This is a genomic window from Mycolicibacterium fallax (assembly GCF_010726955.1).
GTDB classification, from domain to species: domain Bacteria; phylum Actinomycetota; class Actinomycetes; order Mycobacteriales; family Mycobacteriaceae; genus Mycobacterium; species Mycobacterium fallax.
The window spans coordinates 1,361,300-1,375,761 of record NZ_AP022603.1 but is presented as its reverse complement, the minus strand read 5'-3'; the positions used below and the strand labels follow the sequence as shown (position 1 = coordinate 1,375,761).

General features: G+C 70.8%; 11 protein-coding genes and 1 other RNA gene. 9 read left to right on the top strand and 3 right to left on the bottom strand.

What is annotated here, in order from left to right; genetic code table 11:
* The 4 genes from G6N10_RS06505 to rnpB all read left to right on the top strand — a co-directional run bounded on the left by G6N10_RS06505 (position 1) and on the right by rnpB (position 3,569).
* Positions 1 to 1,158, top strand: coding sequence for a bifunctional RNase H/acid phosphatase (locus G6N10_RS06505; RefSeq protein WP_085100177.1), 1,158 nt, complete (start codon positions 1 to 3; stop codon positions 1,156 to 1,158).
* 4 nt (positions 1,159 to 1,162) lie between these two features.
* Positions 1,163 to 1,798 (top strand): class I SAM-dependent methyltransferase, encoded by a 636-nt coding sequence (locus G6N10_RS06500; RefSeq protein WP_085100180.1) that lies wholly within the window; start codon positions 1,163 to 1,165, stop codon positions 1,796 to 1,798.
* Between the two features lie 69 nt (positions 1,799 to 1,867).
* Positions 1,868 to 3,145: an HNH endonuclease gene (locus tag G6N10_RS06495; protein ID WP_085100183.1), complete on the top strand. Its 1,278-nt coding sequence runs from the start codon at positions 1,868 to 1,870 to the stop codon at positions 3,143 to 3,145.
* Between the two features lie 65 nt (positions 3,146 to 3,210).
* Positions 3,211 to 3,569, top strand: an RNA gene (rnpB, locus tag G6N10_RS06490) — RNase P RNA component class A.
* 3 nt (positions 3,570 to 3,572) lie between these two features.
* On the opposite strand, the gene G6N10_RS06485 is transcribed toward rnpB, so the two are convergent.
* Complete coding sequence (locus G6N10_RS06485; protein WP_085100185.1) at positions 3,573 to 5,012, bottom strand: CYTH and CHAD domain-containing protein; 1,440 nt, start codon at positions 5,010 to 5,012, stop codon at positions 3,573 to 3,575.
* 65 nt (positions 5,013 to 5,077) lie between these two features.
* On the opposite strand from G6N10_RS06485, the gene G6N10_RS06480 reads away from it, so the two are divergent.
* Positions 5,078 to 5,842 carry an enoyl-CoA hydratase/isomerase family protein gene (locus G6N10_RS06480; RefSeq protein WP_085100188.1) on the top strand — a complete coding sequence of 255 codons (765 nt, stop codon included), beginning with the start codon at positions 5,078 to 5,080 and terminating at the stop codon, positions 5,840 to 5,842.
* Between the two features lies 1 nt (position 5,843).
* Here the strand turns inward: G6N10_RS06480 and G6N10_RS06475 are convergent, their stop codons facing one another.
* On the bottom strand, positions 5,844 to 7,244 hold the full coding sequence (locus G6N10_RS06475) for a DUF2252 domain-containing protein (protein WP_085100237.1): 1,401 nt from the start codon (positions 7,242 to 7,244) through the stop codon (positions 5,844 to 5,846).
* Between the two features lie 18 nt (positions 7,245 to 7,262).
* Positions 7,263 to 8,117: a 3-methyl-2-oxobutanoate hydroxymethyltransferase gene (gene panB, locus G6N10_RS06470; protein ID WP_085100240.1), complete on the bottom strand. Its 855-nt coding sequence runs from the start codon at positions 8,115 to 8,117 to the stop codon at positions 7,263 to 7,265.
* Positions 8,118 to 8,275: 158 nt separating this feature from the next.
* Between panB and G6N10_RS06465 the strand changes: the two genes are divergently transcribed.
* The 4 genes from G6N10_RS06465 to G6N10_RS06450 all read left to right on the top strand — a co-directional run bounded on the left by G6N10_RS06465 (position 8,276) and on the right by G6N10_RS06450 (position 14,460).
* The gene (locus G6N10_RS06465; RefSeq protein ID WP_085100191.1) at positions 8,276 to 9,682 is read left to right on the top strand and encodes a WS/DGAT/MGAT family O-acyltransferase; all 1,407 of its coding nucleotides are present in this window, start codon (positions 8,276 to 8,278) and stop codon (positions 9,680 to 9,682) included.
* Positions 9,683 to 9,985: 303 nt separating this feature from the next.
* Positions 9,986 to 11,479, top strand: a complete 1,494-nt coding sequence (locus G6N10_RS06460; protein WP_085100243.1) for an alpha/beta hydrolase — start codon at positions 9,986 to 9,988, stop codon at positions 11,477 to 11,479.
* Between the two features lie 70 nt (positions 11,480 to 11,549).
* The gene (locus G6N10_RS06455; RefSeq protein WP_085100194.1) at positions 11,550 to 13,058 is read left to right on the top strand and encodes an alpha/beta hydrolase; all 1,509 of its coding nucleotides are present in this window, start codon (positions 11,550 to 11,552) and stop codon (positions 13,056 to 13,058) included.
* A gap of 61 nt (positions 13,059 to 13,119) precedes the next feature.
* Positions 13,120 to 14,460, top strand: a complete 1,341-nt coding sequence (locus G6N10_RS06450) for a glutamine synthetase family protein (RefSeq protein ID WP_085100197.1) — start codon at positions 13,120 to 13,122, stop codon at positions 14,458 to 14,460.
* Positions 14,461 to 14,462: the final 2 nt, after the last annotated feature.

Sequence of the window (14,462 nt, the reverse complement as noted above, 5' to 3'; positions counted from 1 at the left end):
GTGCGGGTAATCGTCGAGGCCGACGGCGGATCGCGGGGCAATCCGGGGCCGGCCGGGTTCGGTGCGGTGGTGTTCTCCGCGGACCGCTCGAGGGTGCTGGCCGAGAGCAAATCGGCGATCGGGCGGGCGACCAACAACGTCGCCGAATACCGCGGGCTGATCGCGGGTTTGACCGAGGCCGCCGACCTCGGCGCCTCCACGGTCGAGGTGTACATGGATTCCAAACTCATCGTCGAGCAGATGTCCGGGCGGTGGAAGGTCAAGCACCCCGACCTGGCCGAACTGCACCGGCAGGCCCGCGCCATCGCGGCCCGGTTCGACACCGTCTCCTACCGCTGGATTCCCCGGGAACGCAACAAGCACGCCGACCGGCTGGCCAACGAGGCGATGGATGCCGCCGCCGGGCTGCCGGTCAAGAACCCCGCCGCCAAGAAGCCCGCGGCTGCGGCCGAACCGGCTGCGGCCAAACCGGCTGCGGCGGAACCGGCTGGTACGAAGGAAGATTCGGCGCTCAAGGCGCCGGGCTGGACCGGAGCCCAAGGCGTGCCGACCCGGCTGTTGCTGCTGCGGCACGGTCAGACCGAACTGTCGGTGCAGCGCCGCTATTCCGGACGCGGGAACCCGGAACTGACCGAATTGGGTCGACGGCAGGCACTTTCGGCCGCCTCCTATCTGTCCTCGCGCGGCGGCATCGCCGCGGTGGTGAGTTCCCCGCTGGAGCGGGCCCGGCAGACCGCCACCGCGACGGCCGACGCGCTGGGGCTGCCCGTCACCGTCGATGAGGACCTCATCGAGACGGACTTCGGCAGCTGGGAGGGCCTGACCTTCGGTGAGGCGGCCGCCGCGCACCCCGAGGTGCACCGGAGCTGGTTGGCCGACACCGCCGTCGTGCCGCCGGGCGGCGAGAGCTTCGATGCGGTGCACGATCGGGTCCGCCGGGCCCGCAACCGGCTGATCGCCCAGTACGGCGGTGCGACGGTGTTGGTCGTCTCGCACGTCACGCCGATCAAGACGCTGCTGCGGATGGCGCTCAACGCCGGCCCGGACATCCTCTACCGGCTGCACCTGGACCTGGCGTCGCTGAGCATCGCCGAGTACTACTCCGACGGGTTGTCGTCGGTGCGACTGGTCAATCAGACCGACTATCTGGGCAGGTGAGCCAATGACCGAATCGGATGAGGACGCCCGCACGGCGTGGGAGCGGCGCTACGGCGAGTCCGACCGGATCTGGAGCGGCCGGGTCAATGCCCGGCTGGCCGAGATCGCCGGCGAGCTGACGCCCGGCCGCGCCCTGGACCTGGGTGCGGGGGAGGGCGCCGACGCGATCTGGCTGGCCTCCCGCGGCTGGCAGGTGGTTGCCGTCGATGTCTCCGAAACCGCGCTGGCCCGCGGCGCCGCGGACGCCGGGCAATTGGCCGCGCGGATCGACTTCCGGCCCTGCGACCTGAACACGGACTTTCCCGACGGGGAGTTCGACCTGGTGTCGGCGCAGTTCCTGCACTCGCATGCCGACCTGGACCGGGAGCGGATTCTGCGGCGCGCGGCGGCGGCGATCGCGCCGGGCGGCACGCTGCTGATCGTCGACCACGGCGAGGCTCCGCCGTGGGCGTCGGCGCTGCAGGCCCACCACCACGAGTTCCCCAGCGCGCAGCGGGTGCTCGACGGGCTGGAGCTGGGGCAGGGCTGGCAGGTGCTGCGCTGCGGGTCGGCCGAGCGTGACGCCGTGGGGCCCGACGGGCAGCCCGCGCACCTGGTCGACAACGTGATCGTGGTGCGCCGGGGGCAGCACGGCGGCTGAATCCGATCCGGATCACCGCGCTGCGGTGGGGGCTTGTGGTGGTGAAAAAAGGCGCGTACAGTCGAACGTATGTTCGACTTGGTTGGGTCCGGAGTGGATCTCTCCGATGAGGCGGCGCTGGTCACCGGCATCACCGAACTCGAACGCGCCAAATCCCGGGCCGCCGCCCTGCAGGCCCGACTGACCGCCCAGCTGGCGACGGTGCGCCACGACGCCGAGGCTGCCGCGGGACTGCCGGCGGCGCGGCGCGGTCGGGGGCTGGCCGCCGAGGTCGCCCTGGCCCGGTACGACTCCCCGCACAGCGGCAACCGGCATCTGGGTTTCGCCCAGGCGCTGATCAACGAGATGCCGCACACCCTGGCCGCCCTGGAATCCGGGGCGTTGAGTGAGTGGCGGGCCACCCTGCTGGTCCGCGAGTCGGCCTGCCTGGACGTTGCGGATCGGCGCGCCCTGGACGCCGAGATGTGCGCCGACGTCGCCGGTCTGGCGGGACGGGGCAACAAGCGCATCGCCGCGGAGGCCAAGGCCATCGCCTACCGGCTGGACCCGCACGCCGTCGTCGACCGGGCGGTCCGGGCCGAGAAGGACCGGCGGGTGAGCATCCGGCCGGCCCCGGACAACATGGTCTATCTCAGTGCCCTGCTGCCGATGGTCAAGGGCGTCTCGGTGTACGCCGCGCTGCGCCGGGAGGCCGACAGCTGCGGCGACGGCCGCAGCCGGGGACAGGTGATGGCCGACACCCTGATCGAACGGATCACCGGACGCCCGGCCGAGGTGCCCGAACCCATCGCGGTGAGCCTGGTGCTCTCCGATGACACCCTGACCGGTGGCACCGGCCCCGCGCTGATTCCCGGGGTCGGACCGGTGCCCGCGACCATCGCGCGAGGCCTGATCACCAACGCGGTGACCGACCCGGCATCGCGGGCGACGCTGCGCAACCTGTACGCCCGGCCGGGCAGCGGCGCGCTGGTGGCGATGCAGTCCCGGTCCCGGCTGTTCCCCAAGGCCCTGGCAATGCTGATCGGGTTCCGCGATCAACAATGTCGCACCCCCTACTGCGACGCCGAGATCCGGCACACCGACCACATCCGTCCCGCCGCCGACGACGGGCCCACCAGCTACCCCAACGGCGACGGCCTGTGCGAGGCCTGCAACTACAACAAGCAGGCACCCCGCTGGCGTGTCCGCGTCACGACGACCGGCACCGGCCGGCACACCACCGTGACCACCACCCCCACCGGTCACAGCTACCTCAGCACCGCGCCGCCGATCCTGCCGGGCAGTCCACCCGACGGCCCGATGGAAGCCGCGCTGCGCAACCTGCTCCGAAAACCTGCGGCCGCCTGAACCGGGCGGCGCCTGAACCGGGGTTTGGCCGCGGCGCCGAGCCGAACTAGGATTACCTGCGCGAACGAGTTGGTCGGGCGGCCGCGGAGAAATTCGAGGAAAGTCCGGACTTCACAGAGCAGGGTGATTGCTAACGGCAATCCGAGGTGACTCGCGGGACAGTGCCACAGAAATCAGACCGCCAGAAATGGTAAGGGTGAAACGGTGCGGTAAGAGCGCACCAGCATCCCGGGTGACCGGGATGGCTAGGCAAACCCCACCCGAAGCAAGGCCAAGAGGTCGCTACGGCGACTGCGCAGGCGGGTTGCTCGCCCATGCCTGCGGGTAGGCCGCTTGAGGCACCCGGCGACGGTGTGTCCAGATGGATGGTCGCCGCTGCACCACCGGTGCAGAACAGAATCCGGCTTACAGACCAACTCGTTCGCCCTCAGTGCCCGATGGCCTTCTTCAGCTGATCCAGGGCGGCGTTCAGCTCGCCGCGCCGCTGCTGCATCAGGTCGTCCTCACGCTGGTAGAGCACCCCGTAGGTGAAGGTGTCCTCCCCGGCGGCGTGGGCGGCGTCGGCCTGCTGCGCGAGATGGGTCCGGCTGACGTGGGCATCCTGATGGTCACCGAGCAGGGTCTGGACGGTCTTGGCCGCCTCGTACACCTTGCGCCGGCCGATCGCCGAGGCCGTGTAGCGCAACCGCTTGGCGCTCTTGCGGATTCGATGCAGCGCCTCGTCGCGGTCCGGGGTGTGCTCGGCGGCCTTGGCGGTCTTCACCGACTTGCGCAGCCGCTTGTACGCCCCGCCCAGATTGCCGGGCTCGGCGGCGTGCTCCTCGGCCGGCATCGGCTCGGCGGTGGCCAACTCGTCGAGCGCGTCGAGCAGCCGGAAGTACCGGGCCGAGCGCATCGCCGTCACCGACCGGCGCAGCCCGACGTCGTAGCGCCGCCGAGACCCGTCGACCAGCCGCTCGCGCACCGGGCCGCGGATCAGGTCCGGATCCAGTTCATCGAGGGTCTGCTGGTGCTTTTCGGCCAGCACCTCGGCGTCCCGGGCGACGCCGAGGATCGCGGCGAGCTGGCGCAGCTCGTCGAGCACCCAGGAATCCTCGGTCAGCCCGAAGGACTCCTCGGACTCCTTGAGCAGGCTGCGCAGCTTGCGGATGGTGACCCGCATCTGGTGCACCGAATCCCACTCGTCGGCGCGCACCGCCCGATCCCAGTGGGCCAATTCGGTGACGTGCTGCGCGACGGCCCGGTGGATCGGGTCGTCGGTGACCGGCGGCGACGGGGGCGGATCGCCGAGCACCCGGGCCAGCTTGGCGGCGTGACCGGCCGGGGTCGCGCCGGCGTCGAGCAGCCGGGTGCCCAGCCGGTTCAGCAGCGCCTTGTTGCCGGTGCCCAACTCCAATTCCCATTCCCGCCAACGCTGTTCGTCGCCGTCGCCGGCCGTCGCGGTGACATGGTCGTCGCAGAACTCGGCCAGCAGCGCGCCGGCGGCGTCGTACAGGCGCTGCAGCTGGCGCGCGTTGCGGATCCGGGCGACCGGAGCCAGTTCACGGTCGCGGACGATCGCCAGCACCACGTCGCGCAACTCGTCGGGCAGCGTGTCGGCCAGCGGCGCCTGGATCTCGGTACGCGCGTCCCCGTCGCCGGGAAGCTTCAGATGCCAGCCCTCGTCGGTGCCACCGGTGCGGCGCCGCAGCGTGATTCGATTCCGGGCCAGGTCGCCGCCGGCGGTGTCGTAGTAGACCGCGTCGAGCTGCTGGGGGGCGACCTGCTCCACCCGGGCGACGGCGGCCAGGCCCTCGAACGACGGGGAGACCGTGGTGTCCGTGACGTCGTACTTGCGTTCCACTTCCTTGGATCTTTTGGCCGCCATAGACCCACCTTATCCACAGCGAGGTCGCTGCCCACCGGCCTTGAGCGACCGGCTAACGTCGGGCTATGGAATACCAGACGCTGCTGTTCGAGCCGGGCACCATCACCCGCATCACCCTGAACCGGCCGAACGCCGCGAACGGACTCGATGACGTGCTGTGCGCCGAGCTCGCCGACGCGGCCGCCCGGTGCTCCGAGGCGAAGGTTGTCCTGCTCACCGGTTCGGGCCGATTCTTCTGTGCGGGCGGCGATCTGCGCGCGATGGCGGCCTCCCCGCTGGGGCCCGGCGCGTTCGTCAAGGGCATCGCCGACGACCTGCACACCGCCATGCAGATCTTCGCCCGGATGGATGCCGTCTTGATCACCGCCGTCAACGGAACCGCCGCCGGAGCCGGCTTCAGCCTGGCGGTCAGCGGCGATCTGGTGCTGGCCGATGAGTCCGCGTCGTTCACCATGGCCTACACCCGGGCCGGGCTCAGCCCCGACGGCGGCAGCTCCTACCTGCTGCCCCGGCTGGTCGGGCTGCGCCGAGCCCAGGAACTGATCCTGACCAACCGCACCCTGTCGGCGGCCGAGGCGCTGGATTGGGGGCTGGTCACCGAGGTGGCCGCGGACCTGCCGGCCCGCGCCGATCAGCTGGCCGCCGAGATCGTGGCGGGCTCGGGCACCGCCAACGGCGCGGTCAAGCGGCTGCTGCGGGAGACCTACCGCAACGATTACGCCGAGCAGCTCGCGCTGGAGGCGGCGCTGATCGCGGCCAACGCCGACGCCGCCGACGGCAAGGAGGGCATCGACGCCTTCCTCAACAAGCGCAGCCCGCAGTTCGGCTGACCTACCCGAGCAGCGGATGGTCGGCGACCTCGACCGCCCCGGCCCGGGCGGCCTCGGTGAGCTGGTCGAAGTCGGCGACGGTCTTGTCCGCGTAGCGGAAACACCAGCTGACGACGGCGTCGATCGCCTTGCCGCCGCCGCCGAAATAGCCGTGAAACACCGAGGCGTTGGCGCTCTGGGCGTGCGCCCGGGCCAGCACCGCGGCGCAATCGCGGCCGTACGCGCCGAGCCCGGTCGCGTCGAGCTCGTCGATGTTGACGCTGCCCTTCATGTCGTGGAACTGGCGCAGGTAGAAGTCGTCGCCGTCGATCCGCACGGTGCCCAGCAGCAGATCAGACACCGCCTGCAGGATCCGCTGGCCGTCGACCACCCGCCGGCCCTGGCCGTGCGCGGCGATCGCGGACTGCAGGGACTGCGGCTGGACCCGGCCGCCGTAATCCTGCAGGACGGACCGGTTGGCCTGTTTGATCTGCAGGATCAGCGGGGTGCCGCGGGCATCGACGAGCACCGCCAGGTAGCAGCGGGTGCCGACGCTGCCGACCCCGACCACCCGCATCGCGATGTCGGTCACCCGAAAGTGCGACAGCAGCACGCGCACATCGACCGGGACCGACGCGGTGTACTCGGCGACCGCGGCCAGCAGCGCGGCCTCATCGGCCAGCGGGACGTGCCGGGTCAGCGGCGGCGACTCCCGAAAACGGGGAGTGCCGGCCGCGTCGGGCTCGGTGAGCTTGGCGAAGGCGCGTTCGGAGGTGCGCCTGCGGGCCCGCTCGATCGTTCGCCGGGTCACCTCGGCCAGCCCGTCGGCGCCGAGCTCGGGCCGGTCGGTCAGCGCGGCGCGCAGATAGAACCGGTCGAGCACGCTCATCTGCAGCACCGCCGCCAGCGCGCGGCGGTACGCCGCGGCGGTCGACTCGGCGATGTCGCGGGCGGTCGGCTCGGGCAGTTGCCGCTGGCGCGCCGCCAGGATGACGCTGGTGACCAGCCGCTTGAGATCCCATTCGGCGGGCGCCTGGGCGGCCTCGTCGAAGTCGTTGAGGTCGAACACCAGCGCGCGGTCGGGGGAGGCGAAGACGCCGAAGTTCGACAGGTGAGCATCCCCGCAGGACACCACGTCGATGTTGCTGCTCGGGCCGGCGGCCAGGTCGGCGGCCATCACCGCGGCCGCACCCCGGAAGAAGTGCAGCGGGCTGACCAGCATCCGGGCCATCCGCAGCCCGACGAGGTCGGGCACCCGCCCGAGGTTCTGCTCGAGCAGGATCTCCGTCGCGCTGCGACCGCAGCTGCCGAGTTCGGCCAGGGCCCGGCGTGGGGTCTGCGCGCGCAGCGCCCGGCCGCGCGCGAGGTCGGCGGCCGGGTCCTCCACCTCGGCGTCCCGGTCGCGCAGGTTCAGACCGGTCACCGGCGCGGCCCCGGGCACCTAGAAGCTGTGCTGCTCGGCGGGGAAGGTCCCGCCGGCCACCTCGTGGGCGTAGTCGCTGGCCGCGCGGCGCAGTTCGGCGCCGACGTCCCCGAAGCGCTTGACGAACTTGGCGGTCCGCCCGGCGGTCATGCCGGCCATGTCCTGCCACACCAGCACCTGGGCGTCGCAGTTGGGCCCGGCGCCGATCCCGACCGTCGGGATGGTCAGCTTGCCGGTGATCTGGGTGGCCAGCTCGGCGGGCACCATCTCCAGCACCACGGCGATCGCGCCCGCCTCGGCGACGGCGATCGCGTCGTGGATGATCTGCTCGCCGGTGTCACCGCGGCCCTGCACCCGGAAGCCGCCCAGGCTGTTGACGCTCTGCGGGGTGAAGCCGAGGTGCCCGACGACCGGGATCCCGGCCCGGGTCAGGGTGGCGATCTGGTCGGCGATCCGCTCGCCGCCCTCGATCTTGACCGCGTGCGCACCGGACTCCTTGAGGAACCGGGTGGCCGTCGCCAGCGCCTGCTCGGGGCTGCTCTCGTAGCTGCCGAACGGCAGGTCGGCCACCACCAGCGCGTGCGGGGCACCGCGGACCACGCCGCGGGCCAGCGGGATCAGCTCGTCGGCCGAGATCGGCACGGTGGTGTCGTAGCCGTAGACCACGTTGGCCGCGGAGTCGCCGACCAATAGCACCGGGATCCCGGCGTCGTCGAAGGCGCGGGCGGTGGAGAAGTCGTAGGCGGTGAGCATCGCCCACTTGTGCCCCTCGGCCTTCCACTGCTGCAGGTGGTGGGTGCGAACCTTCGTCCGCTTCGGGGCGGCGTCGGTGTTCGCGGCGCCGTACACGGGGGTCTCGGAATGCGCAGACATCATTGTCCTCGGTTGCTCGTCGGGTCGATCCTCGAGGCCCGTCACGGGTCCCCGGGTCGTCTGACCCCCTCAGTGTGCCATTGCGGGCACCCCGAGCTGAACCCGCTGATCAGTGGACTTCCTCACAACGGCTAAAGCCGAGGGCATAGCATCGGGACATGTCCGGATACCAGAGGCTCAGTGGCCTCGACGCAACGTTCCTGTACCTGGAGACGGCCAACCAGCCGCTGCATGTCTGCTCGATCCTGGAGCTCGACACCTCGACGATGCCGGGTGGCTACACCTTCGACAAGCTGCGTGATTTGCTGGCCGCGCGGGTGCGGGCGATGCCGGAGTTCCGGATGAAGCTCAGCGACAGCTTCCTGAACATCGACCACCCGGTGTGGGTGGAGGACCCGGAGTTCGACGTCGAGCACCACGTGCACCGGATCGGGCTGCCGGCCCCCGGCGGGCGCGCCGAGATGTCCGAGATCGCCGGGCATTTCGCGTCGCTGCCGCTGGACCGGAGTCGCCCGCTGTGGGAGATGCTGGTGATCGAGAACGTCGCCGGCACCGATGCCCGCGACGGCGGCGGGCTGGCGGTGATCACCAAGGTGCATCACGCCGCGGTCGACGGCGTGACCGGCGCCAACCTGATGTCGCAGCTGTGCTCGACGGATCCGGACGCCCCGGCGCCCGAGCCGGTGGAGGCACCCGGTGGCGCAGGCCCGCTGACGATCGCCGCCCGCGGCCTGGCCCGGTACGCCACCCGGCCGATCAACCTGGCCACCCGGGTGCTGCCCGACACCGTCAACACCGTGGTGGACACCGCCCGTCGCGCGCTCAGCGGGCAGGCGATGGCCAGCCCGTTCAACGCGCCGCAGACCGCCTTCAACGCCAAGATCACCCGGCGGCGCAACGTCTCCTACGCGCGGCTGGACCTCGACGACGTCAAGCTGGTCAAGAACCACTTCGGGGTCAAGGTCAACGATGTGGTGATGGCGCTGGTCGCCGGGGTGCTGCGGCAGTACCTGCTGGAGCGCGACGAACTGCCGGATGCCTCGCTGGTCGCGATGGTCCCGGTGTCGGTGCACGGCCGCTCCGACCGGCCCGGCCGCAACAAGGTGTCGGGCATGTTCACCAGCCTGCACACCGACATCGCCGATCCGGGCGACCGGCTGCGGGCGATCGCCGAAGGCAGCGTGGTGGCCAAGGAACACAGCTCGGCCATCCCGGCCAGCCTGTTGCAGGACTGGAGCCAGTTCGCCGCGCCCGCGGTGTTCGGGGCGGCCATGCGGGTGTACGCCAGTTCCCGGCTGACCGAGGCGCGCCCGGTGCACAACCTGGTGGTGTCCAACGTGCCGGGGCCGCAGGAGCCGCTGTATTTCCTCGGCGCGGAGGTCACCGCGATGTACCCGCTGGGCCCGGTGTTCCACGGGTCCGGGCTCAACATCACCGTCATGTCGCTGGCCGGCCAGCTCGACGTCGGGCTGATCTCCTGCCCGGACCTGCTGCCGGACCTGTGGGACATGGCCGACGACTTCGCCGTCGGGATGGCCGAGCTGGTCGCCGCGACCCGCGCCTGACCGGCGCTGGCGGGCTTTCCCGTCAGCGCATGGCAGCATGGTCTGCGATGAACCTGCGGAGCGTTGCACAGGTCCAGCGCTTTTTCGCGCCCCGGACAGCTGCCGTCGTGCGCCGCAGAGACTCCCACCCGGCCGTCGCCTAGGAGCGCCGCAGTGACTCAACCACCCGATTCGGGGGGCCTTGGCTCTCCGGTGCCGTTCGAGCCCCCCGCGCCGGGGACCCCCGAGCTGCCCGAGGCCACACCGGCCTTTACCGCGCCGCCCCGGCGGCGCGGCCGCACCTGGGCCGTCGTGGCGGCCGCGATGGTGCTGACGGTCGCCCTGGTCGGCGGCGTAACGACGCTGTCGCTGCTGGTCGATCGGGATCACCGCACCCCCGCCGCCTGGGTTCCGCAGCCGGTGCAGTGGCGACCCTGCCCGTTCACCGAGCAGGCGCCCGACTCGGTGCGCTCCGGCGAGTGCGCGACGATGGCCGTCCCGGTGGACTACGACGACCCGACCGGCCGGGAGGCCACCCTCGCGCTGATCAGGATCCCGGCCACCGGAACCAAGGTCGGCTCGCTGGTGATCAATCCCGGCGGCCCGGGCGAATCCGGCATCCAGGCCGCGATCAACATGGTCGATACCCTGCCCGCCCCGGTGCGGGAACGCTTCGACCTGGTCGGATTCGACCCGCGCGGGGTGGGCATGTCCCGGCCCGCGCTGTGGTGCAACTCCGACGAGGACAACGACCGGCTGCGTGCCGACCCGACCGTCGAGTACACCCCCGAGGGCGTCACGCACATCGAGGGCGAGACCAAGGCGTTCATTCAGCGCTGCGTGGACAAGATGGGCGATGACTTCCTGGCCAACGTCGGCACCGACAACGTGGCCCGGGACCTCGATGTGCTGCGCGCCGGTCTCGGCGACGAGAAGCTGACCTACCTGGGCTACTCCTACGGCACCCGGATCGGCGCCGCCTACGCCGAGGCCTTCCCGCAGAACGTGCGCGCGATGATCCTCGACGGTGCGATCGACCCGAACGCCGACCCGATCGAGGCCGACATCGCCCAGGACGCCGCATTCCAGAAGGCGTTCAACGACTTTGCCGCGGACTGCGCCAAGGACGAGGACTGCCCGCTGGGCACCGACCCGGCCAAGGCCGTCGAGGCCTACCTGGCCATGGTGGAACCGCTGGTCCAGCATCCGGCGACGACCACCGATCCGCGTGGGCTGTCCTACAACGACGCGATCGTCGGCACCATCTTGGCGATGTACTCGAAGAGCTTCTGGCCGCATCTGAAGACCGGGCTCACCGAGCTGCGCGACGGCCGCGGCGACACCCTGCTGACCATGGCCGACATCTACATGCGGCGGGACTCCAAGGGGCGCTACGACAATTCCACCGACGCGCGGGTGGCGATCAACTGTGTGGACCGCCCGCCGGTGACCGATCGTGACAAGGTGATCGAGGCCGATCGGCGCAGCCGCGAGGCGGCCCCGTTCCTGAGCTACGGCGATTTCACCGGTGACGCACCGATGGGAACCTGCGCGTTCTGGCCGGTCCCGCCGACCAGCGTGCCGCACGAGGTGTCGGTGCCGGGATTGGCGCCGCCGCTGGTGGTCTCGGTGACCGGCGACCCGGCCACCCCGTACGAGGCCGGCGTGCAGCTGGCCCGCCAGCTCGGCGGTGCGCTGCTGACCTACGACGGCACCCAGCACACCGTGGTGTTCCAGGGCCAGCAGTGCGTCGACGACTACGCCACCGCCTATCTCATCGACGGGACGCTGCCGCCCGAGGGCGCCCGCTGCCCGTAGCCGCGGATCGACACCGAGGCGTGACCTTTCCGGTACGGCCGTGGTCGTACCGGCGTGCGACCATTTAGCCATGCAGCGCACCTCCTGGCTGGGCCCTGCGCTGCTTTCGCTCGCGCTGGTGGCGGCCGGTACCGCACCGATCGCCGCCGCCGCACCGAATTCGGCTGCTCCACAGGTCAACTGGGGCAGTTGCGCGCCGGCGGTGCAGAACGCCGACGACGTGCCCGGGGCGCAGTGCACGATGCTGGCCGTCCCGGTCGACTACGACAACCCGTCGTCGGGCACCATGGCGATCGCCGTCATCCGCATCCCGGCCGCGGGAACCCGGATCGGTTCGCTGTTCGTCAATCCCGGCGGGCCCGGCTCCTCGGCGGTGGACACCGCGGTCGGGATGGGCGCGGCGCTGGCCGGCAGCCCGATCAACGAGGCCTTCGACCTGGTCGCCTTCGACCCGCGCGGCGTCGGCTATTCCACCCCGGCGCTGCGCTGCCGCACCGATGCGGAGTTCGACGCCTGGCGCCGGGAGCCGATGGTCGACTACAGCCCGGCGGGCGTCGCGCAGATCGAGGCGCTCACCCAGCGCTACGTGGACCAGTGCGTGGCCCGGATGGGCAAGGATGTGCTGGGCCACGTCGGGACCCGGGAGGCCGCCCGGGACATGGACGAGGTGCGCAAGATCCTCGGCGACGACCAGATCAACTACCTCGGCTTCAGCTACGGCACCCGGATCGGCACTGAATACCTCAACAAGTTCGGCAACCGGGTGCGCCGGATGGTGCTCGACGGTGCCATCGACCCGTCCGCCGACCCGGTGGCGCAGACCATCGACCAGATGGCCGGCTTCCAGTCCGCGTTCGAGGTGTACGCCGCGGACTGCGCGAAGTCGACCGACTGCCCGCTGGGCACCGACCCCGCACAATCGGTGGCCCGCTACCGCGCCCTGATCGACCCGCTGGCCACCCGACCGGCCCGCACCAGCGATCCCCGCGGGCTGTCCTACGCCGACGCGGTGACCGGCACCTTCAACGCGCTCTACACCCCGCAGTACTGGAAGTTCCTGACCAGCGGCCTGCTCGGCCTGGCCCGCGGGTCCGACCCCGGCGACCTGCTGATGCTGGCCGACCAGTACCAGGGCCGAGACCGCAACGGGCATTACACCAATGATCAGGACGCGTTCAACGCGGTGCGCTGCGTCGATGCGACCTGGTCGCGGGATCCGGCGGTGTGGGCCGCCGCCGATCAGCGAATCCGCCAGGTCTCGCCGTTCTCCTCCTACGGGCAGTTCACCGGCTACGCGGCGCGGGACATCTGCTCGTTCTGGCCGGTGCCGGCCACCTCGACCCCGGCGCCGGCGAAGCCCGCGGCGCCCGGCCAGGTGATGGTGGTGTCCACCACCCGCGACCCCGCCACGCCGTATCAGGCCGGGGTCAATCTGGCCCGGCAGTTGGGCGCCTCGCTGGTCACCTTCGAGGGCGCCCAGCACACCGTGGTGTTCAACGGCTATGAGTGCATCGATGTCGCAACGCTGGATTTCCTGATCGACGCGGTGGCGCCCCCGCCGGATCTGCGCTGCCCGTGACCGGCCGTCGAATCCGCCCGACGTAACACGGAATTAACAGCCAAAGCCTAGGGTCGCCACCATGGATCGCCAGATGGAGTTCGTGCTGCGCACCCTGGAGGAACGGAACATCCGCTTCGTCCGGCTGTGGTTCACCGATGTGCTCGGATTCCTCAAATCGGTGGCGATCGCCCCGGCGGAGCTGGAGGGCGCCTTCGAGGAGGGCATCGGCTTCGACGGATCCTCCATCGAGGGGTTCGCCCGGGTGTCGGAGTCCGACTGCGTGGCCCGGCCTGACCCGTCGACGTTCCAGATCCTGCCGTGGCGGGCCCACAACGGGCACCTGCACACCGCCCGGATGTTCTGCGACATCACCATGCCCGACGGTTCGCCGTCCTGGGCGGATTCCCGGCATGTGCTGCGCCGCCAGCTCGCCAAGGCCAGCGATCTGGGCTTCTCCTGCTATGTGCACCCCGAGATCGAGTTCTTCCTGCTGGAGGCCGGCCCGTACGACGGCAGCGTCCCGGTGCCGTCGGACAACGGCGGCTATTTCGACCAGGCCGTGCACGATTCGGCGCCCAACTTCCGCCGCAACGCCATCGAGTCGCTGGAGAAGATGGGCATCTCGGTGGAGTTCAGCCACCACGAGGCCGCGCCCGGGCAGCAGGAGATCGACCTGCGCTACGCCGACGCCCTGTCGATGGCCGACAACGTGATGACCTTCCGGCACCTGGTCAAGGAGGTGGCGCTGGCCGAGGGCGTGCGGGCCACCTTCATGCCCAAGCCGTTCACCGAGTACTCCGGCTCCGGCATGCACACCCACATGAGCCTGTTCGAGGGTGAGGCCAACGCCTTCCACAGTCCCGACGATCCGCTGCAGCTGTCCACCGTCGCCAAGTCGTTCATCGCCGGAATCCTGGAGCACGCCAACGAGATCAGCGCCGTGACCAACCAGTGGGTGAACTCCTACAAGCGGCTGGTGCACGGCGGTGAGGCCCCGACGGCGGCCTGCTGGGGTGCGGCCAACCGCTCGGCGCTGGTGCGGGTCCCGATGTACACGCTGAACAAGTCGTCGTCGCGGCGGGTGGAGGTCCGCAGCCCGGACTCGGCCTGCAACCCGTATCTGACCTTCGCGGTGCTGCTGGCCGCCGGCCTGCGCGGGGTGGAGCAGGGCTACGAGCTCGGCCCGGAGGCCGAGGACAACGTGTGGACCCTGACCCCGGGGGAGCGCCGGGCGATGGGCTACCGGGAGCTGCCCAGCAGCCTCGGGCAGGCCCTGGAGGCGATGGAGAAAAGCGAGCTGGTCGCCGAGGCGCTCGGCGAGCACGTCTTCGACTTCTTCCTGCGCAACAAGCGCCGGGAATGGGAGAACTACCGCAGCAACGTGACCCCCTACGAGCTGCAGCACTACCTGTCGCTGTAGCG